This window comes from Methylomonas rivi (assembly GCF_024505165.1).
Taxonomy (GTDB): domain Bacteria; phylum Pseudomonadota; class Gammaproteobacteria; order Methylococcales; family Methylomonadaceae; genus Methylomonas; species Methylomonas rivi.
Genome location: NZ_JANIBK010000042.1, coordinates 1 through 23,009, shown reverse-complemented (window position 1 = coordinate 23,009; position 23,009 = coordinate 1). Strand labels below are relative to the sequence as shown.

Here is a 23,009-nt window from a genome sequence, read left to right as displayed (position 1 = left end):
TTATGAAACCGAATATTCTTTTGTCCGCCGCCCTGCTCTGCGCCAGCCTGTTCGCGGCAAGCGCGGCAAACGCCGAAATTCCGCAAACCGAGGCCTTAAATAGATTTATCGAGCAAATGGTCAAACAGCACCATTTCAACGCAACGGAACTGAGGCAGTTATTTCAGTCGGTCGCTATCCAGCAACCCATCCTGGATGCCATGGGCAAGCCGGCGGAAGGCAAGCCGTGGTATCAATACCGCGAAATATTCATGACCGATTCCCGCATAGACGGCGGCGTGCAATTCTGGCGCGACAACGAAGCCGCGCTAACAGCCGTGGAACAGCAGTACGGCGTGCCGGCGGAAATCATCATCGCCATCATCGGCGTGGAAACCAAATACGGCGCCTTTACCGGCAAATACCGGATAATCGACGCCTTATCGACCTTGGGTTTTGCCTACCCATCCCGTAGCGAATTTTTCCTGAAAGAGTTGGAAAACTTTTTGCTGTTGAGCCGCGAAGAGCACCTGGACCCTTTGCAACCCCTGGGCTCTTATGCCGGCGCCATGGGCTTGGCGCAATTCATGCCCAGCAGCTACCGGGCCTACGCCAAGGATTTCGACCAGGATAAAAAACGCGACATTTGGCATAACCCCAGCGATGCCATCGCCAGCGTGGCCAACTATTTCGTCGCCAACCACTGGCAACGCGGCGGCGCCATCAGCTACCAAATCTCGGCCAAAGGCGATGCCTATAAAAAAGCTTTAAGCAAAGGCGTCAAGCCGGATGTATCGGTAGGCGACCTGCGTAAGTTAGGTGTGGAAATTCCGAAACAACTGGGCAACAACGAATCCGTCAAGTTACTGAGCTACCCCATGCCCGACCACGAGCAACTCTGGCTGGGCCTGCATAATTTTTATGTCATCACCCGTTACAACCACAGCCCGCTCTATGCCATGGCGGCCTATCAGCTAAGCCAGGCCATACGCGAGCGAAATGCGCAACATTAAGCCGCGTGCCCCCAGCGCTCCAGTACCCGGTACTCCACTCCCGCGGGAGTGGAGCAGGATTCCACCAGGCAAAATCCTGCCGCCCGCCAGATAATCGGCTCGAACTCGGCGGGAGGCAATTGCTTGGCTTTCCGCAACAAAGTGACATGCGGTTTATAGGGCCGTTCGTCTACCGAGATGCCGTTTTCCAAAGCGGCAACCGTCAACTTCTCTACCCAAGCCGACAAAACAGTATCGGCTCGCTCGGCGCGCAAGCACACTACCGCCGGTTTTTGCCAAAACTCGATCCGCTCAAACGTCAGGCAAAACGGCTCGACGGCGATCCGGCCGGCCGCTTTGCTCATGGCTTGCTGTCCGGCCGCATCGACCAAGCCTAAAAACACTAGCGTAACATGCAGGTTGTTGGCCGCGACCGGCTTGCCGAAACCGCGCATGCCCGCCGAGAGCTGACGGCATTGCCGCCGGGTATTTTGATCTGGCCAAAGGGCAAAAAACAGCCGTTTCATGCCGATAGAGGTTCAGCCAGCAACTCCCGGATCTGGCTTTCCAGTTCCGGAAAAAAGCCGAATCGGCTGAAGCGCAGCACGCCTTGCCTGTCGATCAGCAGGTGTGAAGGCGTGCCTTGCAAGGCAAAGCAGTCAAAGGTCTCGGCACGGTATTCGCGCTGCTGCAAATAACGGAACACCTGTTGTCTGATTTGTTGCCGGTATTCAGCCGACTGCACCGCCAGGGCTGGCAGATTTTGCCGAATATAGTCATCAACGCTTGATTCGCTAACAGGCTGTTCGACTTTGACCAAGCGATCCATCGCTACCGGAAACGGAATTCGATATTGCCAGGCACCGTTCAACAATTGCCCATGCTCCCCAAGGGCTTTCAGCGTTTCGCCTATCACTTGCCCGCTCTCCAATAGCGCTTGCAGGTTCTGCCGGGTATTTTTGTCGAAGTCTTCAAATGCTGTGGCAACCCCTAACACCACCAAACCTTGCTCCGCATAACGCTTATGCAGATCAATTGCTTGCGGCAAGGAATACAAAAAACAACCGGGACAATTGACCTGAAACACTTCCACCAACACAACCTGCCCGCGTAATTGGGCAAAATAGACAGCGTCTCCCTGCAGCCATTCGGCTACCGGCAACAACGGTGCGATGTGTCCTACTTGCGCGCTTGCCATATTCAGCGCCCCCTCTTCGGCAATTTAATTGATATAGTTGAATAACGACAGATTCTGTACTTTTACATAAGCCTGTTGCGCTGCTTGCAGGGAGGTTTGCTGTAAATTGAATTTACTGATGGCATCGGCGTAATCCAGATCGCCGATGGCCGAGGCCGTGGCTTTATTATCCAGAATATAGTCTTCATTGAGGCTTTCCTGATTGTCCAAGGCATGCAAGCGGGCGCCGGTTGACGCGCGGGTGTTTTCAAATCGTCTCAGGGCATCGTCAATATCGGTTAACGAATTGGACGAAGGTTGATTATTTTTCAAATCTAGGGAAAGTTGCTCCACGGCCTGAAAAACATTACCAATGGAGCCGGCCGTCAAGGCGCCGGGCGTGAGTTCTCCGAATACCGTATTGCCCGGGTCGCCATCGGTCACTGTCCGTTCCGGACCTATCGCTATGCTGCGCCGGGTATCGGGCTCCCCGTCGAAGCTATAACCGCCCGCTCCCTTGCTGTAAGCCGGCACATCGCTTTTGGTACCGGAAAACAGATACTCGCCATTGGCGTTTTGGGTGTTCGCCAAGCTTAACAAGTGTTGGTTCAACTCGTCTATTTCATACGCAAGTTGTTTTCTATTCTCCGCGTTATTGCTGTCGTTCAAGCCTTGCACGGCCAGTTCCCGGATGCGTTGCAAGGTATCCGTGGCATTGTCGAGGCTGGACTCCTGCAACTCCAGCCGTTGCCGGGACATGCCGATATTGACTTGATACTGTTCGTTCTCCTGGATGTTTTGCCGCAAGTTAATCAGCCCGGTAACCGCCGTCGGGTTTTCCGAAGGCTTCAGGTATTTTTGTCCGGTGGACAGCTTGAGCTGGGCTTCGCTCAACTTGACTTGTTGGCTCAGCATGGCATCGATGCTAAGTTGCTGACTCCAGGATGTGGAAATGCGCATGACGATATCTCCTAACGAATCACGCCGAGCAGGCTGTCGAATAAAGCATTGGCCACGGATACCGCCTTGGCCGCGGCTTGATATGAATTTTGGAATTTAATCAGGTTGGCGGCTTCTTCGTCCAGATTTACGCCGGCCAAGTCTTCCCTGGCTTGCGTGGCCTGATCCAGCAACACCTTTTGCGCGCTTCGGCTGACGGACGCGCTATAGGTTTGCGAGCCGACATCGGCAACCAACTGTCCATAGACTTCGGTAAATGCACTTTTACCGCCCAGCATCAGCTTAAGCGATTCAAGCCCCGCCAGTTCCAAAGCCTTGCTATTATCGCCCGGCTGGTTCGCGGCGCCGGCGGCGGCTATCTGCCGGGGATTCGTGATAGCCGGATCGATCTTTAGCGATTCGGCGGCTTTGAAAAACGGACTGACTTGAAACGAGTCGCCGACGTTGACCGAGCCTCCCGAGAAGTTCAGATTAAAACCGAATGCGGCCAGGCCGGCGTCGTTCAAACCCGTGGCGATACTGTTGTCGCTTAAATTGGTCAGGGTGTACTCATTGCTGGGCGCCACCCCGGTGACATCCACCCGATAGGACGCCCCCAGATTGACTGCGGCGGTGGGCGCCACGAAATCTGCGGTTACCGTCAAATTACCATCCTGTACAGTGCTGACGACGGGCAGGTTGGTCGGCGAACCCAGGTCGAAAAAACTCAATCCGGCATCGCCGTTCAAATCATAGCCGTCCTGGTGGACTTTGTTAAACTCTATGGCGAGTCCGGTAGCCAGCAAGCCTAATTGATTCTGGGCAGGATCCAGCATTTCATCCCTAAAGCGTAAATTGCCGTAAATTTCGCCCCCCGTCAGATTGCCGGTAATGTCTTCGCCGTTCAGCATGATTTGCAGGCGGCTGGGATCGTTAGCGGCACCCTGCAAGGACAAACTGGAGGCATTACTCCCCAACACCAAGGGCTGGCCTTGTTGCGTGAACACGCTGAAACTGCCGTCCGGTTGCGGTACTACCGAAATATCCATTTTTTCCGCCATCTTGGACAGCAATAAATCGCGTTGGTCCATCAGTTCGTTGGGCATCTGCTGGCCGCTGGTTTTACCGACGGCATCCATAATCTTGCGGTTGAGATCGGCAACCGATTTGGCGAAGCCGTTGACTTCTTTTACGGACGTATCCAGATTAGTATTGACCTGTTCCCGCAGGTCGTTGAACCGGCTGCTCATGAGATTGAATTGCCGCGCTATCGCATCCCCTTCGGCCAACATCACCTGCCTGGCGGCGATAGACGTCGGATCGTTCGCCACATCGTTGACCGAGTCAAAAAAGGATTTCATGGCCGGTGCCAAGCCGGTGGTTTCGTCGGCTATCAAATTATCCATTTGGGTGGACAGTAAATAAAAGCTGTCTACATCGTTAAACGCCGTGGAGCTGGAACGCAGTTGCGCATTGATAAACTCGTCGTAACTGCGCTTGATATTGGTTGCGCTGACACCGCTGCCGAGATAACCGTGGCCGACAAATTGTTCGGGCGTGGTTTGCAACTCCACGCGTTGCCGGCTATAGCCTTCCGTATTGACGTTGGCGATATTGTTACTGGTCACTTCCAGCGAGCGCTGGAAGGCCGCCAAACCCGATAAAGCCGAACTTAAGATGCCGATGGCCATAAAAACCTCCTACCCCGCATTGGCCAGCGCCTGACCGGCGATTTGGCTGTTGTAAATACGCATGATTTTTTCCGCATAACGCGGATCGGTTGCATAACCGGCTTTTTGCAGTTCCCTGACATATTGGGCAGGGTTATCGGCCTTCTTCAACGCTTCGCTATAACGGGGATTCGATTTGATGAAATCGACATAGTCGTCGAAGCTTTGCTTATAGGAATCGTACGATCTAAAGCCCGCCATTTCCTTTCTGACCGCCCCATTGTCGTATTCCAGCGTCGACACTCTGGCTTGATTGCCCTGCCAACTTTTATCGGCTTTGATATTGAAAAGATTAAAACTGCTTTCGCCTTGACCGTTCTTGATCACCGATTTGCCCCAGCCGGTTTCCAGGGCAGCCTGAGCCAACAGTACATTGGCATCCACGCCCAATTCGTCGGCCGCCTGCCGTGCATGCGGCAGCAACTGGCTCATGAATAACTGTTTGTTAACCGCCATTTCGCCGCTACCCAGGCCGGACTGCATCGCTTGCCATTGCTCATCCAACGCTTTTTGGCTTTGTTCCAAACGTTCGAGGCTTTCCTGCAGACGGTTTAAACCCGATTCTTCCATGACCTGTTCGGCCGCAACCGTATTGAGTGTTGTATTGAGCGGCCGGCTAACCGCTTGAACTTGGCCGCCGCCCATGGCGCGATTCAGATAATCGCCGGCCTGCATCCCTTCTTCGTCTTCGCTTTTTTGCTTGGGCGACAGTTGCTTGGCGATTAAATCCGCCATGCCGACTCCGGGTTTACCGGCCAAATGAATCGCCATCTGTTGGTCGTACATATCCCGGTAAAACTCGCTTTGCTTACTGTCCATGGCGCCGTCGGCCAATTTGGCTTGGCGCATGCTCTTTAACACCATGGTCAGGAATACGGATTCGAACTGCTTGGCCACTTCCTTGATCGCTTCGGGCGTTTGCTCGCGCGCGCCTTGTTTCAGCTTTGCCAAGCCGTTGAAGTCTGTATATACGGATGCGCTATCGGCGTTTAACATGGAAACCTCCTGCATGTAACCTTTAGACTAGTACCTTGCATCTTTTGTCTAAATGTTTTAAATCACTATCAACTCGGCCCGCAAGGCGCCCGCCGATTTCAACGCTTCCAAAATCGCCACCAAATCGCTGGGGCCCGCGCCCACGCCGTTGACGGCCTTGACGATTTCGTCCAGGGAGACGCCGGGGTTGAACACAAACATGTGGTTGTTCTCTTCCTGAACCGAGACATCCGATTGCGGGGTAACCACGGTTTGCCCGCCCGACAAGGGCTCCGGTTGGCTGACCTGCGGGTTCTCGTTGATAGTCACGGTCAAGCTGCCATGCGACACGGCGGCCGGTTGCACCCTAACCTTGCTATTGATGATCACGGTGCCGGTTCTGGAGTTGACGATAATTTTGGCCGGCGCGTCATCCGGCGATAATTCGATGTTTTCGATCACGGATACGAAGCCTACCCGCTGGCTGGGATTCGCCGGCGCCCTGACGCTGACCGACGTACCGTCGATCGCCCGCGCCGTGTCCGCGCCCAAGGCGTTATTGATGGCATCCACCATGCGGTTGGCCGTGGTGAAATCCGAGTCGTGCAAGTCGAACACCACATCCGTGCCTTCTTCGAACGACGTCGGCACCGTGCGTTCTACCGTCGCCCCGGCGGCTATACGGCCCACCAGCGGATTGTTCACGGTAATTTTCGAGCCGTCCTGGCCGGAAGCGCTTAAGCCACCCACCACTAAATTACCCTGCGCCACGGCGTAGACATTGCCGTCGGCGCCGCGCAAGGGCGTCATCAGCAGGGAGCCGCCGCGCAAACTTTTGGCGTCGCCAATGGAAGACACGGTGACGTCAATTTTTTGACCCGGTTTGGCGAAAGCCGGCAATTCGGCGTGAATACTGACCACGGCGGTATTTTTAGATTTGGGATTGGCGTCCGGCGGCAAGGTTATGCCTAGGTTGCCGGCCATATTCCGCATGCTTTGCCGCACGAATAAAGACGATACGTCGCCGGATTTATCCAGGCCGGTCACCAAGCCGAAGCCTACCAATTGGTTGGTACGCACGCCGGAGACCATGGCCAAGTCTTTAATACGTTCGGCCCGTACATGGCCGCCGGGCATCAGCAATGCCATCAATAGGATTGAACCGAGAGTTTTGTTCATTGTCGTCTCCGAAAACGTGGGTTTCGAATGTGATTAAAAAGGAAAGATCGGGCTCAGGAAAAACCGCGCCAGCCAACCGACTTTGCTGGAGTCGTTCATACCGCCGTCGCCTTTATACATGATGGTGGCATCCGCTATTTTGGTGGATGAAACCGTGTTGGCGGTGGTGATGTCGATAGGGCGCACGATGCCCGATAAACGCACGTATTCGTCGCCGTCGTTCAAAGCCACCCGCTTTTCGCCCCTGACCCGTAAATTGCCGTTGGGCAACACTTCCACCACGGTGACGCTGATGTCGCCGGTCAGACTGTTGCTTTGGTTGGCCGTACCGCCGCCATCGAAAGAAGACGACGCAGCCAAACTGGTTTTTAAGTCATGCCCTAAAACCGCCTGACTGGCTATGCCGAACAGGGTGGGCGCGGTGACCGATACGTTGGTATCTTTTGCCGCCGTCATATCGGCCAGCTTTTTGGCTTTGGTGGATTCGTTCAAGGTCACGGTCAAAACGTCGCCCACCCGACGGGTTTTGATGTCTTCGAACAAACGAATGTCGTAACCCGATTGGTAAATAGCGCCGTTTCTTTGCGCGGGCGGGCGCAGGTCGGCGGGCTGTACCGGCGCGAAGTCCGGATCTCTTTTGGGCAATGTGTCGCAACCGGTCATGATGGCCAACGATAAACCCATTAAAATGAATGCTTTCATGATCAATGTCCTACCTTTAAAGCTGCTGCGTGACGAACGACAGCATCTCGTCGGTGGTGGAAATGGCTTTGGAGTTCATCTCGTAAGCGCGCTGGGTCTCGATCATATTGACCAGTTCTTCCACCACATTTACATTCGAGGTTTCCAATGCCCCCTGCTGCAACGAACCTAATTCGTTTTCCCCCGGAATGCCGACAATCGGCGGGCCGCTGGCGACCGATTCGCGGAACAGGTTTTCCCCGACAGGTTCCAGCCCGGTCGGGTTGATGAAATCGGCCAGTTGAATCTGACCGACATTGGTTGCCGCCGCACTGCCGGGTTGCACCACATTGATGGTGCCGTCGCGGCCGATGCTGATACTGATCGCGTCCTGCGGAATGGTGATATTGGGTTCCAGCGTCAGGCCGCCGGACGTGACGAGTTGCCCGGTCGAATCCAGCTTCAGCGAACCGTCGCGGGTGTAATTGATATCGCCGTTCGGCATTAAAATCTGAATGTAACCGCGGCCGTTAATCGCCACATCCAGCGAGTTTTCGGTTTGCAGGATATTGCCCTGGGTATGCAGTTTTTCGGTGGCTACGGTTCTTACCCCGGTGCCTAACTGTAGGCCCGTGGGCAATTGGGTATTTTGCGTGGTTTGCGAACCGACCTGGCGTACGTTTTGATAGATTAAATCTTCAAATAACGGCCGCGATTTTTTAAAGCCCGTGGTATTGACGTTGGCCAGATTATTGGAAATAACCGCCATCCGGGTTTGTTGGGCATCCAGGCCGGTTTTGGCCACCCATAATGCGCGCTCTGTCATGACAACCTCCTGACTGACATTTTTTTGTCTTACCAGGAGTAATGCAGGTTTTATGCCATTTTCATTAACTTGGCGGAAACACCGGCATTGTCGTCGACGGTTTTCATGACTTTGCTTTGCAATTCGAAATTGCGCGACAGCTCTATCATCTCCACCATGGCCGACATGGCATTGACATTACTCCCTTCCAGCGAACCCTGAATCAAATTGACGTTGGCGTCCGCCGGCGGAGGCGCCGCGCCGGGCTGCTTAAGGCGCATCAAGCCGTCGTCGCGTTTTTCCAGATTCTGATTGCCGGGATTGACTAACTTGATACGTTCCAGCAAAACCAGATTGGTAGCATTGGCGCCTTGCGGAATCATGCTGATGGTGCCGTCGCGGCCGATTTCTACCTTTTGCGCCGGCGGTATGGCAATCGGTTGCCCATTTTCGCCCAACAATTGCTGGCCGGCGCCGTTTTCCAGCAGCCCCTGCGGGGTAATGCGCAGATCGCCGGCCCGCGTATAGGCTTCCGAGCCGTCCTTGGCCCGCACCGCGAACCAACCGTCGCCGTTGATGGCTACATCCATATCCCGCCCGGTGGTTTGGATGCCGCCGGAGGACAGGTCGCTGCCGGGCCGTTCCGCCATGCTGTAAACCCGCGAAGGGTAGCCGGGACCGAAGGCGGGCATGGCGCGAAATTGCTCGAAATCCGACTTAAAACCGGTGGTTTGGGTATTGGCCAGATTGTTGGCGTTTGCCGTTTGCGCCAGCAAGGTCTGCTTGGCGCCGTTCATGGCGATATAAAGGCTACGATCCATGACCGCTCTCCCTCGTTAAATATTCAGGATGGCCTGCATAATCTGGTTTTCGGTGGTGATGGTCTGGGCGTTGGCTTGGTAATGTTGTTGGGCCACGATCAAATTCACCAACTGCGCGGCCAGATCGACGTTCGAGGCCTCCAGCGCGCCGGATTGGATGGAGCCGAAATTATTGGAGCCCGCCTCGCCGCGTATAGGTTCGCCGGAATTGGCGCTCTGCCCCCAAGTGGTATCCCCCAACTTGGTCAGGCCATTCACGTTGGGAAAACGCGTCAAGGCAACCTTGCCCACCGTTTGCGAGCCGCCATTACTGAAGCGGGCGAAAATCACACCTTCGTCATCGATATCCAGGCCCGTCAACCGCCCGGCCGGCAAACCGTTTTGCGTCATATCGTTTACGCTGAATTTTTGCTGCACCTGTGTGGATCCGGCAAAATTCATCGAGGTAATAGTGATATCCGCCGCGCCGGTTGGCGGAGTAATGGTGTAACTGCTTAAAGAAAAAGGGTTGGCGGGCGATATCAACTTGCCGCCCGAATCGAAAGTCAACCTGCCGGAACCGTCGGCATTTCCGCCGGCAACATCCACCTGGGTTTTGGTATCCGGCGTCGTCGGTTCGCTGATAAAGTGGTAAACGTCCCAATTATTGGCCGACGCCTTACGAAAATAAGTGGTCAATATGTGCGGCGAGCCCAAGGAATCGTAGACGGTTACCGACGTCTGATTGTTATAGCTATCGCTATTGGTATAGTCGAAGGTAGTAGCGGCCGGTATTACGGTCGCGTCCGAGTCGACATTAACCACGATTTCGGCGCTATCGGTGGCCGACGGCAATCCCGTCAGCGTATTGATCTGCACCGGCTGCGTCACGCCGACGCTAAAACCGTCGCTGATGGCGGCCCCATTCGGCGCATAAACCAGCAAAGCCGCGCCCTGATTGTTCACCATGTAGCCTTCCTTATCCAACTTAAACTCGCCCGACCGGGTGTAGGACAAATCGTTGACTTCCGTGGGGCTCTTGGCCAGCGTGAAAAAACCCTCGCCGCTGATGGCCAAATCCAAATTGTTCTCGGTGAACTGCAAATTGCCCTGGGTAAATTGCTGGGCAACGTTGGCCACCCGGACACCCGCCCCCGGCTGGATACTGCTGACGCCGCCCAAGCTGGAGGCATAAACATCGGCGAATTCGGACCGCGAACGTTTGAAACCGACGGTATTGGCATTGGCGATATTGTTTCCCGTCACCGCCAGATTATTGGATGCGGCATTCAAGCCGCTTAACGCTGTTGTAAAAGGCATGACGCTCTCCTTACCTATAAAATTTGTTTGATCTGATTAAATTTAACCGGCTCCAGCCCCACCAGATTTATTTCCAAACCGCTACCGCTACTCCCCATGGTCACGCTTTGCACCTCGGAATAAACATTTGTGGCAACGGCGGTATTTGTTCCGTCAATCTGAGCCTGAACTTCAAGCGTATACACACCCGGATCGACAAGTTGGCCATTGTTATCCATGCCATCCCAAACGAATTCATTAGTACCGGAAGACAGCGCCCCCAAATTCATATCCCGTACCGTTTCGCCGGTCTGCGGGTTAATAATTTTCATGGTCACATCGGCGGAACTGCTCGGCAGTTCAAAATCACCGTAGACGCTGCCCCCAGCGGACAATAGAGCTTGGCCGCTCGGTGCGGAGACATAACGCCCAACCAAACTTGCGGCCTGCAATGCTTGATCCGAACTAATCGAACTGGCAAAGTCCTTGAACGATGCCTGTAAATCCTGTATGCCGGATACTGTGCTGAACTGCGCCATCTGTCCTAAAAACTCCCCGTTATCCATCGGTTTCATCGGGTCCTGATGGGTTAGTTGAGTAGTCAGCAACTTTAAAAACTCTTCCTGTCCCAAGGTTTGCTTTTGGGTTGTCGTGGTACTACTGGTAGTCGCCAATCCCAAACTGTTATAGGTGTCTATCGTATTAGTAGCCATAGCTTATCCTCACTGTCCCATTCTTAAAGTTTGCAAGATCAAATCCTTGGCGGTGTTCAAAACTTCCACATTGTTTTCGTAGGATCGCGATGCGGACATCATATTGGCCATTTCCTCTACCGTATTGACATTGGGTTTATAGATGTAACCCAGCTCATCCGCCATGGGATGGTTAGGCGCATATTCCATGATGGGGGGCGCCTGACTCTCGACCACCCCCAATACGTTCACGCTGCTGGCGGCATTGGCTTTATCCATGATGTTTTTTAATTCGGCGGCAAATACCGGCTGGCGGGATTTGTATACTTCATCCAGGCTGCTGCTGACGCTATTGGCATTGGAAATATTGCTGGCCACCAGATTCAAGCGCAGGTTTTGCGCATTCATGCCGCTGCCGGCAATATTAAAGATGTTCATTGAAGTCATGATTATTCTCCGCGTATGGCCGACATCAGCCCGGAAAACTTGTTGTTGATGAAGCGCAGGCTAGCTTGGTATTGGACTGCGTTTTCGGCATATTTGGATTGCTCGATATGGGCTTCCACCGTGTTGCCGTCCAAGGAGGCTTGCTGCGGGTTTCGGTACAGCAAATCGGCGCTCAATAATGTCCCCGGCCCCGTCAGATGTCCTGCCTGGGTCCGCTCCATCCGGCCGGTCTTATCCATTGTTTGCGAAAGTACGGATTTGAAATCCAAATCCTTTGCCTTGTAATCCGGGGTATCCGCATTCGCCAAATTGGCCGCCAGGATTTCGCTACGCTTTTCGCGCAGAGCCAAAGCTTGCGGATGAATACCTAACGCATTGTTGAAATTGATTGCCATGATAGCCGCCTCCTGTTTTACAAAACAAAAGCATGCACCATGCCATGAAAATTATTATCTTTATTTTCAATATATTGAAAAAAACGGATTATCTTTCAGGCGTCAAAAAAACGGTTGCCGCGTAAAGCGGCAAAAAATTTCCGCTTGAAACGATTGTCAATATTCTGACTGCATGCTGTCCGCGAAGACGAGGTTTTGCGGGAGAATGGCGATTGATTGGCGGGAACTCCGCCACGGCACGAGGTAATCCGTGCCGTGGCTTCAAACGGAATGATGAGTCCTTAATTGCTTTTGAATGGCCGTCAATAGCGAATCCGGATCGAATTTGGCTAGAAATTCATTAGCGCCCACCTTCTGCACCATGGCAGTGTTGAACACGCCGCTGAGCGAGGTATGCAAAATCAGATAAATATCGCGCATAGCCGGATCGCTTTTGATTTTGGTGGCCAAGGTATAGCCGTCCATGCGCGGCATCTCGACATCGGAAATAATCATGGCGTAGCGGTCTTGAATCCTGCCGCCCTCGGCAATTAATTGACTCAAATGCTCCCATGCTTCAAGCCCGTCTTTAAGCGTGGTGCATTCGATACCGATTTGTTCGCAGACTCTTTTGACCTGGTTGCGCGCCACCGAAGAATCGTCCACCACCAAGACATGATCGTTTTTACCGGACACTTCGGTATCTATGGTTTCCGCCGCCGCTTCCTCCCGGCCGCCGATCACTTCTTTCATGACTTTTTCGACATCGATCACTTCGATCAACTCGCCCTCCACATTGGTGACGGCCGTCAGATAACTTTCGCGGCCGGCGCCGGTGGGCGGCGCTTTCACTTGTTCCCAGCCTATATTAATGATGCGGTCGACCGAGCCCACCATAAATCCCTGAATGGAACGGTTGTATTCGGTGACGATAACATAGGCACCCTCTTCGCGGGATAATGGCCGCATGCCGATAGCCATCGACAAATCTAGTACAGGAATGGTTTTTCCGCGCAAATGCGCGACGCCGCAAATGACGGAATGCGAATTAGGAATCTGAGTGAGCGGCGGGCATTGAATGACTTCTTGCACTTTGAATACATTAATGCCGAAACGTTGCCGACTTCCCAATTTAAATAACAATAATTCAAAGCGGTTATGCCCCGCCAGCTTGGTACGCTGATCTACGCCTTCTAAGACTCCAGCCATAAATACCCCCTCTAAAAAGTAACTGAAATAATTATAGCCACTTTAAGTTGGCGGACTGCCATTAATTTTTTGGTATGTTTCATGCTTCAGATAAAGCAGAGTCAATAAACCGACATTAGCCATGAAAACAATCAATTTGTCGTTATGTTTGTTACTGCTTGCAAGCCCACTAGCTGCAATAGCCGCGACATTTCACCCCCTAGAGACCATTCAAGAGAACGTACAAAGCTTTGTAAAAGCTTCGCTGGATCCGGCGGGCCAATATCAAATCAGCAGTGCTCAGATCGATCCGCGCTTACAACTGCCGCTCTGTTCCGAAAAATTGGAGATATTTCCTCAGTCGGGCAATATCAGGCCCGGCCGCAATACCTTGGGCATCCGTTGCCCGGGCTCCGACAACTGGACAATCTACAGCACCGTGGTAATCAAATCGTTCGAAGCCGTTTTGGTTCTAACAAAACAACTCAGCAGAAACGACAAAATAAACCTGGAACACTTTACCACCGAAACCCGGGATACTTCCACGCTGCAAGCCGGCTATCTGACGGATCCGAACGACGTGATCAACAAGCAGGCCACACGCTTCATCCCGGCAGGCAGCGTACTGTATCGATTCCATTACAGCGAACCCACCTTAGTCAAACGCGGCGAACGCGTCAGCATTCAATCCGGCAAGCCCGGTTTACTAATTACCTCGGCCGGTGTTGCCATGATGGACGGTATAAAAGGACAGCAAATCAACGTTAAAAACGTGTCATCGCAACGGGTCATACAAGCCACGGTCGTCAACCAGGGGTTAGTAAATGTGTATTTCTAATAATTACCTAAAGGATTCAACCATGATGCCGCTAATAGACGTATCCAAATTTTTCATAGGGATACCGTCATGGCTATTCAATCCGTCAACAATGTCAACACGGCCAACGTTGCCGCGCAAACCAAATCGGCTAACAAAACTTCGGCTGAAGCGAACAAACAGACAGACAGTCTTGCAACGGATACCGATACGATCAACATTTCCACTGCCGAAGGCCTTAAAAAGGCAGTGGATACCGGTACTTCCGGCTCGAAGGGCGTCGATGAGACCCGCGTTGCAGAAATAAAAGCCGCCATACAGGCGGGTAACTACAAAATCAATCCGGACCGGGTTGCCGAAAAAATGATGCAACTGGAAATTAACATAGCTAACTCGACATAATGCCATGATAGAAAAAACCTTTCCCATCGCAGAAAAATTATTATCGAACGGTCTTAAAGCGACGCACAAGCTGCTTGAACTGCTTAACGCTGAATACGGACAGCTAAAAGTCAAAAGCGACCCCGCGACCATCGCCACTCTTGCCGCGCACAAAAAAGACGTGGTGACGCAATTAGAACAATTCTCCAAACAACTGGGCCAAGTTTTAGCCACGGAAAAACTGCTGGTTTCCCAGGAAGGCATCCACAACTACTTCGCTAAAGCCAAGGCAGCCGGCATCAACACTGCCGATTCCTATAGATGCTGGCTGGATATAGCCGAACTCACCAAAACCTGCCGCGCCTTAAACGAAAAAAATGGCGCCAGCATAGACTTGCTAAGCCGCCATACTCAAAGAGCCCTGCAAGTCTTACGCGGCAAATCGCAACTGGCAACAACCTATGGGCCCGACGGCAGCACGCGTAGCGAGCTATTTTCACATACCCTGGTTTCGGTGTAGACTGCGCGCAATAAAATATCTACACCGGCTCAGCATGTTCGATAAATTCAAGCATTTGTTTTCCAAAAAAGGGGTTGAAGACACGCCCGCCGATCCTGATGATCTCTCGCCTTTTGAAAATCCAAACTTTATCACCTCGCCCGATAAAATCGTCAGCCTACTGTCCGAGATAGAACAAAGCTCGCCGCTTTGCACGGTTCAGATTGACGGCGCCCCCCAGGAATACAACTCCTCCATTTTGGGCATCAAGGCGGAAAAAAACCTGATCATATTGGATGAACTCATCCCCAAGGAAGGCAATGAGGCGCTCCAAGCCACGCGCGCGCTCAAGCTATCCACGTTTCACAAAGGCATTCACTTATCCTTTAACTTATCCGACATCGAAATGGGCCATTCGCGGGGGATTTCTTATTACAAGACCACCCTACCCGATCGAATTTTTTATCCCCAGAGAAGACGGGCCCCGCGCATAGAAATCAGCTCGATCGATATCGCCTTTAGCGGGGTATCGGAACGCACCGGCATATCGGTAAACGGCTATCTATTTGATTTATCGCGCGGCGGCGCAGGCATCGACCTACCGGTTAACCGCGCCCGGGTACAACGCGGAGATATTATCAAAAACTGCCAAATCAGCTTCGAAGACTACCTAATGGATTTCGACTTCTCCGTGCGCTTTGTAAAACCTACCTCGCCAAGCCTACCTAAAGTTCAACTAGGCGGTTTTTTTGAAAACCTATCCAGCAAAAGCCAATCCAAATTATCCTACTTTATTACCTCATTAGAGCGCGTCGAAATAAGAAAACAAAAAAATTAGCGCCGCCCCTATGCTAAAATTCGCCAAGGTCCCGGTAGCTCAGCAGGATAGAGCAGCCCCCTCCTAAGGGGCAGGTCGGACGTTCGAATCGTCTCCGGGACGCCAATAAATCAACCATTTACCGATTGCACCGCTTCGAAATTTTGTCGCACTTCAAAATAAACCAACGCGACAAAACCGCAATGAAAAGCGATAGCTCCGCCAGGCCACCAACCTCTTATGAAACTTCATCCAACAGTTGAGCCAGTAATTTCGTACGCGCTTGCCTTGAATGACTGGCAATAATCTCATCGCTGGCAATAGCCGAGCGCTCAAGCCTCGCATTATCGATAAAGCCGCTTATCAAGTTCGCAATTGCAATCTCATCGTCCAAAGGCGCGATACTGGCGGCCAGACCGGCATCGAGCAACACTTTGGCGGTATCGCCATCGGGATCCGTCAAAGCCAAAATAGGACGCTTTGCTCTTAGATATTCATAAATTTTGGCGGGGATTTGATGATTACAATTCGATGCCTGAAACACCAACAACCCATCGACAACCAGCATTTCAGCCAAAGCTTTTTCATAAGCGATACTCGGTTCAAGAAAAACAATCTCTTCCAGACTGAATTGTTGGATTGACTGCCGGTGAAGGTGGTCATGACCAGTAGCTCTAAGAATCACTTTAAATGTGCTTGCCTTGATTTTTCCGGCCTTTTTCAACGCGGCCAAAGCCTTAAAAAATTGTGTAGGGTCCCGCTCCGAAGGATACAAAATACCGCTGTGCAGCAAAACGATTTGCTTTTGTTTCTCTTGTAACGCCTGCGCTAATAGCTCGGATTGCTCGGCCCTGGCAAAATTTTCCTCATCATAGCCATTGGGAATTAACACCCAACGCGATTTAGGTATATGAGGATAGCGGGCGGCATACATGGCAATAGCGCCCGGCGTGGTAAACACCGCGCGGGTACAATGAGTCACTGTTTGTTGTTCAATCCAGCGATAGACCTTCCTTTGCTTCGGCTCGGCCGGATAACCATCCTCGGTCATGGAATCGCGAAAATCAGCAATCCACGGAATGCCGCTAAGACGATGTAAAATCAATCCTAATAAATGGGCTGTAGCTATCGGGTAAGTCGACCAAAGCACTTTAGGACGATATTGCTTAATCAAGGCCAAGCCTGAGCCCCCCCCCCCAACACACCAACTAACCCACCTATCCGGCAAAGCCATCCACCCCAAATAGCGCCCCTTTAACGATAGATGCCTAGCGGTATCCAGCGCAAATGCCCGTTTCACTACCACTTCGCTTGGAATTTCACGCATTTGATCGCTATTGATATTGTCGTAGGCTCTAGGATCGACCGTTAACACTAGCGCTTTCCAATCATGATCAAGCAGATAATTTGCAAATTTAAGCGTTCGCTGAATGCCGCTACTAACCCGCACAGGCGGGAAGTGGTAGGCAATCATTAAAATATTTTTCATAATTGCTTTATCCAGTTTAAAGTCCATTCAGCTACCTGATCACGCCAAACCGCGGATGAAAAAGTATGATCGGCCTCCGCATAATCGAGCCGAGCGAGACGAGTTTCCTTGAGTAGCTGTCGCCATTGGCTATCTTTATTGACAGCATCTTTAAATTCATCCGCAGTTAAATCGCGTCCGCTCAGAATGAGCAATACCGGACAAACAGAACGCTTCAAACATTCCCGCACTCTGACCGGTAACGGCAAATCTTGAGCGACTGAAACCAACCCCGACGGCCGGGAATCGTGACTTCGCGGTCCGGCGGCCTGTTTGATCAACGCCAGAAAGGATGCCAGGGAACCTGAGTAATCGAATTGTAAAGAGAAAATCTTCCGCCAAAAACCCGAACTGGAAAAGCGTTGCCAATAGTAATGTTTTAAATAGGTTTTGGCCGCGCCCTGTTCGGTAAACACCCAAGGGTTCAACAGCACCATACCTTTGACACGGGTATCCTGATAGGCATAAAAAGTTGCCGCCGCCGCCGCATCGCATAGCCCCCAAAGCACAACCCCTTGCAAACCGGGACAAGCAACCAAAAAACAATCGATGGCCGTTCTAATATCGTCATCCAGTTGATCGAAACGCCGTGGCGACCCTTGCGAATCACCCATGCCGCGCACGTCGAAACGCATGACTGGCAGCCCTTGCGCAGCCAGATGCCTGGCCAGCAATAAAAACTGCCGATGGCTGCCGACCCTATATTGCGGCCCGCCAACGATAATCAACACGCCTAACCAGGGACTGCCATCAGGTTGGTGCAACATCCCAATTAACTGTTCACCCTGGCAATCAAAAACCACCGGCATTTCCTTAACCTGCATCCGCGACCACCTGTTGTTGCAAGCCAACGATTCGATCACGGTTTATGCCGGCACCCCACTTTGCAAATAGTTCACCATCCATTAATTCGCGTTTAATATCCAGGGATAATTCGCCGTGAAGACAGTTCCCTGCATTCTCGCAACGCCTGATTGCAACACTCATTGCCATCGCCCCACTCTTTCGCCGGTTAAGCCGATCAAATTCGGCGCGGTTGTAATTTCCTGGCTCGCCCAGAAATTATCGCCGGTTACAGTCGCTAATGTAGCGTCTATACCTTCATCCTTTAACTTACCCAGTAATTGCCGATTAACCAATCCAGGCTCATTTTCGGCCCCGGCAACCAGTTCAAAAACCTCTACGCTATCAAGCGTCCGCAGGACCAATCGCTCGGCTTTCAGCATCATTAACGGCCGCATCAAATCCGGATGCAACATATAACCCGCCACTTCCAAAGACTGACCATTCTGAAGTTGTTTTTTTAAATCGCTCGTCTTTTCTTGCGGGTTGGCGCTATTCATCATGGCGGCCGCTACCCGTAACCGCAAAAACTGCGTTACGAACGCATCGCCATTCAAAACCGGCTGCCAAAGAATCAGGCGATCAATCAAACCGGCATGCTGATTAACGAAATCCATTGCTAACAGCGCCCCCAGCCTTAATCCCCAAAGCGACACACTTTGCGCGCCTTGTAGTTTTAACCAGCCAACTGCATCTTCAAGATTTTGCAACCAAATAGACCAAGTTGATTCACCGAAATCGCCGTTACTTTCGCCGGTACCGAACAAATCCAAAACCAACACAGCAATACCTTGCTCCGCCAACGCATTTGCCTGCAAGGCCACCATGCGCCGGGATTTGTTCATTTCCTCGGCAAACGCCGGCACATGTAACACAGACCGATTCACATTTAAGCCAACCGGCGGCCAATAAACGGCAAATAAGGGGCCTGAACGGCTATTGATAAAAAAAGGTTGCATGTTTTAATAAATGAATAATTTAAGCCGGACTTTCTTGCGGCACCCTCAGATAACCGGACATAGGCGCCGATAAAAACCGCCCACGTATTCGGATAAAAAAGTCATCGTTTACCCGCTTGATGCCGGAAGTGAATGGGCACAAAGAATATTCCCGGCGCAAGCATAACCCCGGCCATTGATGATGATTCGACTCATCCACGCGCCCGCCGAATTATCCCGAACCGGTAGATGCCAGATTCATATTTCAATTTCATGAAGATTGTCCTGCAAAACAACACCGTACCCGTAAGGTTAAATAGCGTTCAATTTCCGTTCGACGAAAGCAACTAAGGTATCCACCGTTTCGAAGACAGATGCATCGATTTCGTCATCATCAACGGTAAAACCGAACTGTTCTTCCAGAGTAGTGATAATCGTCACTACCGCCATGGAGTCGAATTCGGGGATCGCACCCAATAGAAGAGTATTGTTTAATAAAACTTGACGTGTTTCGTCAATCCCTAAAACTCGGTATAAAATTGCTTTTACCTGATTCAATAATTCCACGTTAATTTCCAATAAAGCATAGACCATTGATTTAAAATAACTATTTATTATTCAATACAATCCAATGTTGACATGAACAGTGTGAAGATCATACATTCACAAACATACATGAGCAAACCGTTTTACTTCTCACCTTTACCTTGACGGATTTTGTAGAAAAACTTTCACACAATATGAACGCATCCAATTTCCCCGCACCGAGCATTCCGCCATCCGCGTTACTTGATTTTATTTCGAATCAGCCATCCGTTAAAGTTGATTTTCCATCCATTTTAGATGTTAAAAATGCTCGGTTTACAACCAGCGGCCGCGCCTCGATTGCTTTAGCGCTTGAACATGCCGACATCACAACGGGCGATGAAGTTTTAATCCCCGCTTATCATTGCGAGGCTATGGTAGCCCCGGCACGCTGGCTGGGCGCTACGACTGTTTTTTATAGAATCAATCCGGATACCAGCATACAACTTGAGGATATAGACGCTAAAATCACCTCAAAAACCCGGGCGATCATTGTCACTCATTACTTCGGTTTCGAACAGCAACTGCAGGCGATTAGAGCCTTATGTACCAAGCATGCCATTGTTTTGATTGAAGACTGCGCCCATGCCTTGTTCGGCTTGTCTTCGGGGCAACCGATCGGCACTACCGGCGATTACGCTGTCGCCAGTTGCATGAAGTTCCTTCCGATTTACGAAGGCGGGCTGATTTGCTCGACAACTCGAGATATTTCAAATATTCGCCTGGCCCCTCCTTCATTAATGTTTCAAATTAAATCCGCGATTAATTGTTTGGAGACATCGGTTTTCTATAATCGTTTAGGCGTTTTGGGTCGGGTTATTAACGCATTTTTCAAATTCAAGGATAAACTATGGGCTTATCTGAAAAGTCTTCAACCCGATCGCCAAGGCGTTGGTTTGGGGCCCTCCTCTTCCGAAGGCGGTTTCGGCCTGGACGAAGCCTGGATACACAAAACCATGTCCATATTTTCCGACCGGATAATCCGAAACACCGAACTTAGTTATGTGGCCGAGCGGCGCCGGCAAAATTATCGGACGCTTAATACCTCATTGTCGGCATTGCCCGATTGTCATCCTCTATTTTCAACATTGCCGGAACACACAGTTCCCTGGGTGTTCCCACTATATGTGAAAAATCCTGAAAAATACTTTCTCACACTTAAAATGCAAGGGGTTCCCGTATGGCGTTTCGGCGAGTTTCTCGATTCCGCGGTTACAAAAGATGTTTGCCCGGTCAGCGTTGAATATTCCAAGCATATTTTCCAGTTTCCTTGCCATCAATCCCTGACCGCGGGTGAAATCGACTGGATGTTAAATAAAATTTCACAAATATTTTCTGAATAATCATGACTTGGCATTTATATCCGGTAGGCGAGTTTAAGCAACATAGAGAAAACTGGGATCGGCTCAATAGTCAAGGTGTTAATACGCCCTTGCTATCCAGCGATTTCGTAATACCTCTGCTCGATTACTTTTCGAGCAACAAAGACAAGCTGGCGATACACGGCGATAGCCAACAGCCTGATGCAATGGCTATCGTTACCAAGACTAAATTCGGCGTTTGGCAAACCTTACAGCCGTCTCAAGCGCCCTTGGGCTTATGGCTGCAGAATAAAACCATCGCCACGGCTAATTTACTATCGTCATTACGCAAGGCATTACCTTTTCCCACTCTACTTATAGGTATCACTCAGCAGGATCCGGATTTGTTGCCCAGACCGGAAAAATCCAGCGGTTTAAGCACGCTGGATTATATTCAAACGGCACGGGTTAGCGTGAAGGGCGGTTTTGACGATTATTGGTCGCAACGCGGAAAAAATTTGCGGCAAAACTTGAATCGGCAACGTAATCGTTTGGCCCGCGAAGGCGTTCAAGCGACATTAAAGATAATCACCGAGGCGGAAGCAATACCGCAAGCTATAGTAGATTATGGCCGCCTGGAATCGGCCGGCTGGAAAAATGCCGGTGGCACGGCCATACATATCGACAACAACCAAGGCAAATTTTATCGGGACATGCTGATCAACTTTTGCCAGCATCGAGATGCATTGGTTTTCCAATATTATTATGGCGACCAGCTGGTCGCGACCGATTTATGTATTAAGGATGGTCATAGTTTGATTATCCTAAAAACCACCTATGACGAAGCCATAACCACATCCTCGCCGGCGATGTTGATGCGTCAAGAGGCTTTTGAATATATATTCAACAATCAGTTAGTGGAAAAAATCGAGTTTTATGGCAAGGTGATGGATTGGCATACAAAGTGGAGCGATGAAATTCGTATTATGTATCATATAAATCTCACTTTTTTTGTTAAATGAATATTTTATTTATAAACGACACTACAATAAGCCGGCACCCTGGATCAACAGCAACAGTTCAGGGCATATATAACATGTTAACTACTAAAAAAACAAATATATACTCGTTACCAGTGGGATATGGATACCCCATACTAGCAGAGTGTAGAGGCGATTTTAACAAAGAAAAGGGTTTATCAAAAGCCCCACGTATTTCACTGGTAAAAGCAAAAAGTTTAATTAAAAAAATAAATCATTTATACACAAAAGAAACATCAAACAACAGCTTAATAAACACAACAAATATAAAAGAATTTAGCGCTGATGCATGGTATTCCGCTATAGACCAACTAAACAAAGAACCATTCTTTGACAATATTTTACAATGGTCAGACGCTGTAATCATCAATGGCGAAGGCACCATTCACCATAATTACTATGGTGCTCAAACATTATTAGCTTTAGCGGCAATTGCAACAGAGCGCAAAAAACCTACCATGTTAATAAATTCAACTATAGAATCTATTGACGAAATACTAATTAAGGAATCATTATCAAAAATAAGCTATATTTCGGTCAGGGACAATTATTCAAAAATGTACTTAGAGTCCCACCTAATTAAATGCTCATTACATCCTGACGCAGCCTTCTCAAATAAATATAGCAAGTTTCCGATAAACCATAGCATCCCACCTAAAGAAAAGCCTAGCTGTTTAATATCCGCCGGAATCGAAAAATCAACACACCTCGCGTCAAACTTAATTAAAATAGCTCAACGTAATGGTTATGAGCCTGTATATTGCTGCCTTGACAGCGCTGATGATAGTGCTTACAGGTATTGTAGAGATAATAATATTAAAATAATTCATTATGCTACGATTCCGTGGTGGTTTTATCCGGACTTTTTAAATCAATTTGACCTATGTATATCGGGAAGACACCATCTCAATGTCTTTTGTATTTTAGGAAAAACCCCTTTTATCCCCCTGAACTCCAATACCTGGAAAATACAAGGAACTCTTGACTTAATTAATTATCCTCT

Annotated in this window: 27 protein-coding genes and 1 tRNA gene; 9 read left to right on the top strand and 19 right to left on the bottom strand. The window is 50.4% G+C overall.

The window, feature by feature from the left end:
- Positions 1-2: 2 nt before the first annotated feature.
- Positions 3-992 carry a lytic murein transglycosylase B gene (mltB, locus tag NP596_RS09955; protein ID WP_256615203.1) on the top strand — a complete coding sequence of 330 codons (990 nt, stop codon included), beginning with the start codon at positions 3-5 and terminating at the stop codon, positions 990-992.
- Here the strand turns inward: mltB and thpR are convergent.
- From thpR to NP596_RS09885, 14 genes are all read right to left on the bottom strand, one after another.
- Positions 989-1,498 (bottom strand): RNA 2',3'-cyclic phosphodiesterase, encoded by a 510-nt coding sequence (thpR, locus tag NP596_RS09950; RefSeq protein WP_256615202.1) that lies wholly within the window; start codon positions 1,496-1,498, stop codon positions 989-991. The two genes, mltB and thpR, sit on opposite strands and share 4 nt — an antisense overlap.
- Positions 1,495-2,169, bottom strand: a complete 675-nt coding sequence (locus tag NP596_RS09945; protein ID WP_256615201.1) for a thioredoxin domain-containing protein — start codon at positions 2,167-2,169, stop codon at positions 1,495-1,497. The genes thpR and NP596_RS09945 overlap by 4 nt, the downstream gene beginning before the upstream one ends.
- A 24-nt stretch (positions 2,170-2,193) precedes the next feature.
- Complete coding sequence (gene flgL / locus NP596_RS09940) at positions 2,194-3,108, bottom strand: flagellar hook-associated protein FlgL (protein WP_256615200.1); 915 nt, start codon at positions 3,106-3,108, stop codon at positions 2,194-2,196.
- Positions 3,109-3,119: 11 nt separating this feature from the next.
- Positions 3,120-4,778 carry a flagellar hook-associated protein FlgK gene (gene flgK, locus NP596_RS09935; protein ID WP_256615199.1) on the bottom strand — a complete coding sequence of 553 codons (1,659 nt, stop codon included), beginning with the start codon at positions 4,776-4,778 and terminating at the stop codon, positions 3,120-3,122.
- 9 nt (positions 4,779-4,787) lie between these two features.
- On the bottom strand, positions 4,788-5,813 hold the full coding sequence (gene flgJ / locus NP596_RS09930) for a flagellar assembly peptidoglycan hydrolase FlgJ (RefSeq protein WP_256615198.1): 1,026 nt from the start codon (positions 5,811-5,813) through the stop codon (positions 4,788-4,790).
- Positions 5,814-5,870: 57 nt separating this feature from the next.
- The gene (locus NP596_RS09925; RefSeq protein ID WP_256615197.1) at positions 5,871-6,971 is read right to left on the bottom strand and encodes a flagellar basal body P-ring protein FlgI; all 1,101 of its coding nucleotides are present in this window, start codon (positions 6,969-6,971) and stop codon (positions 5,871-5,873) included.
- Positions 6,972-7,004: 33 nt separating this feature from the next.
- Positions 7,005-7,673 (bottom strand): flagellar basal body L-ring protein FlgH, encoded by a 669-nt coding sequence (gene flgH, locus NP596_RS09920; protein ID WP_256615196.1) that lies wholly within the window; start codon positions 7,671-7,673, stop codon positions 7,005-7,007.
- Between the two features lie 16 nt (positions 7,674-7,689).
- The gene (flgG, locus tag NP596_RS09915; RefSeq protein ID WP_256615195.1) at positions 7,690-8,478 is read right to left on the bottom strand and encodes a flagellar basal-body rod protein FlgG; all 789 of its coding nucleotides are present in this window, start codon (positions 8,476-8,478) and stop codon (positions 7,690-7,692) included.
- Positions 8,479-8,528: 50 nt separating this feature from the next.
- Positions 8,529-9,278, bottom strand: a complete 750-nt coding sequence (gene flgF / locus NP596_RS09910) for a flagellar basal-body rod protein FlgF (RefSeq protein WP_256615194.1) — start codon at positions 9,276-9,278, stop codon at positions 8,529-8,531.
- A 15-nt stretch (positions 9,279-9,293) separates the two neighbouring features.
- On the bottom strand, positions 9,294-10,577 hold the full coding sequence (gene flgE, locus NP596_RS09905; protein WP_256615193.1) for a flagellar hook protein FlgE: 1,284 nt from the start codon (positions 10,575-10,577) through the stop codon (positions 9,294-9,296).
- Positions 10,578-10,591: 14 nt separating this feature from the next.
- Positions 10,592-11,269 (bottom strand): flagellar hook assembly protein FlgD, encoded by a 678-nt coding sequence (locus NP596_RS09900; RefSeq protein ID WP_256615192.1) that lies wholly within the window; start codon positions 11,267-11,269, stop codon positions 10,592-10,594.
- 9 nt (positions 11,270-11,278) lie between these two features.
- Positions 11,279-11,695, bottom strand: coding sequence for a flagellar basal body rod protein FlgC (gene flgC / locus NP596_RS09895; RefSeq protein WP_256615191.1), 417 nt, complete (start codon positions 11,693-11,695; stop codon positions 11,279-11,281).
- Positions 11,696-11,697: 2 nt separating this feature from the next.
- On the bottom strand, positions 11,698-12,090 hold the full coding sequence (gene flgB / locus NP596_RS09890; RefSeq protein WP_256615190.1) for a flagellar basal body rod protein FlgB: 393 nt from the start codon (positions 12,088-12,090) through the stop codon (positions 11,698-11,700).
- Positions 12,091-12,351: 261 nt separating this feature from the next.
- Positions 12,352-13,278 carry a chemotaxis protein CheV gene (locus tag NP596_RS09885; protein WP_256615188.1) on the bottom strand — a complete coding sequence of 309 codons (927 nt, stop codon included), beginning with the start codon at positions 13,276-13,278 and terminating at the stop codon, positions 12,352-12,354.
- Between the two features lie 121 nt (positions 13,279-13,399).
- Between NP596_RS09885 and flgA the strand changes: the two genes are divergently transcribed.
- From flgA to NP596_RS09860, 5 genes are all read left to right on the top strand, one after another.
- Positions 13,400-14,095 carry a flagellar basal body P-ring formation chaperone FlgA gene (gene flgA, locus NP596_RS09880; RefSeq protein ID WP_256615186.1) on the top strand — a complete coding sequence of 232 codons (696 nt, stop codon included), beginning with the start codon at positions 13,400-13,402 and terminating at the stop codon, positions 14,093-14,095.
- Positions 14,096-14,164: 69 nt separating this feature from the next.
- Complete coding sequence (gene flgM / locus NP596_RS09875; protein WP_256615185.1) at positions 14,165-14,476, top strand: flagellar biosynthesis anti-sigma factor FlgM; 312 nt, start codon at positions 14,165-14,167, stop codon at positions 14,474-14,476.
- 4 nt (positions 14,477-14,480) lie between these two features.
- Positions 14,481-14,975, top strand: a complete 495-nt coding sequence (locus tag NP596_RS09870) for a flagella synthesis protein FlgN (protein WP_256615182.1) — start codon at positions 14,481-14,483, stop codon at positions 14,973-14,975.
- 34 nt (positions 14,976-15,009) lie between these two features.
- A complete protein-coding gene (locus NP596_RS09865) occupies positions 15,010-15,792 on the top strand; it encodes a flagellar brake protein (RefSeq protein ID WP_256615181.1) in 783 nt (260 codons plus the stop codon).
- Between the two features lie 28 nt (positions 15,793-15,820).
- Positions 15,821-15,897: transfer RNA gene (locus tag NP596_RS09860), tRNA-Arg, on the top strand.
- 112 nt (positions 15,898-16,009) lie between these two features.
- Here the strand turns inward: NP596_RS09860 and NP596_RS09855 are convergent.
- The 5 genes from NP596_RS09855 to NP596_RS09835 all read right to left on the bottom strand — a co-directional run bounded on the left by NP596_RS09855 (position 16,010) and on the right by NP596_RS09835 (position 19,647).
- Positions 16,010-17,287 carry a glycosyltransferase gene (locus tag NP596_RS09855; protein WP_256615180.1) on the bottom strand — a complete coding sequence of 426 codons (1,278 nt, stop codon included), beginning with the start codon at positions 17,285-17,287 and terminating at the stop codon, positions 16,010-16,012.
- Complete coding sequence (locus NP596_RS09850) at positions 17,257-18,123, bottom strand: hydrolase 1, exosortase A system-associated (RefSeq protein ID WP_256615179.1); 867 nt, start codon at positions 18,121-18,123, stop codon at positions 17,257-17,259. Before NP596_RS09850 ends, NP596_RS09855 begins: the two co-directional genes overlap by 31 nt.
- A complete protein-coding gene (locus NP596_RS09845) occupies positions 18,113-18,286 on the bottom strand; it encodes a hypothetical protein (protein WP_256615178.1) in 174 nt (57 codons plus the stop codon). Before NP596_RS09845 ends, NP596_RS09850 begins: the two co-directional genes overlap by 11 nt.
- The gene (locus NP596_RS09840; protein WP_256615177.1) at positions 18,283-19,101 is read right to left on the bottom strand and encodes a hydrolase 2, exosortase A system-associated; all 819 of its coding nucleotides are present in this window, start codon (positions 19,099-19,101) and stop codon (positions 18,283-18,285) included. The genes NP596_RS09845 and NP596_RS09840 overlap by 4 nt, the downstream gene beginning before the upstream one ends.
- Before the next feature lie 291 nt (positions 19,102-19,392).
- Positions 19,393-19,647 carry an acyl carrier protein gene (locus tag NP596_RS09835; protein WP_256615175.1) on the bottom strand — a complete coding sequence of 85 codons (255 nt, stop codon included), beginning with the start codon at positions 19,645-19,647 and terminating at the stop codon, positions 19,393-19,395.
- A 173-nt stretch (positions 19,648-19,820) separates the two neighbouring features.
- Between NP596_RS09835 and NP596_RS09830 the strand changes: the two genes are divergently transcribed.
- The 3 genes from NP596_RS09830 to NP596_RS09820 form a co-directional block, all read left to right on the top strand.
- A complete protein-coding gene (locus tag NP596_RS09830; protein ID WP_256615173.1) occupies positions 19,821-21,008 on the top strand; it encodes an aminotransferase class V-fold PLP-dependent enzyme in 1,188 nt (395 codons plus the stop codon).
- Positions 21,009-21,010: 2 nt separating this feature from the next.
- Positions 21,011-21,988 carry a GNAT family N-acetyltransferase gene (locus NP596_RS09825; protein WP_256615171.1) on the top strand — a complete coding sequence of 326 codons (978 nt, stop codon included), beginning with the start codon at positions 21,011-21,013 and terminating at the stop codon, positions 21,986-21,988.
- A gap of 74 nt (positions 21,989-22,062) precedes the next feature.
- The coding region (locus NP596_RS09820; RefSeq protein ID WP_256615170.1) for a polysaccharide pyruvyl transferase family protein at positions 22,063-23,009 on the top strand (947 nt) is incomplete at its 3' end.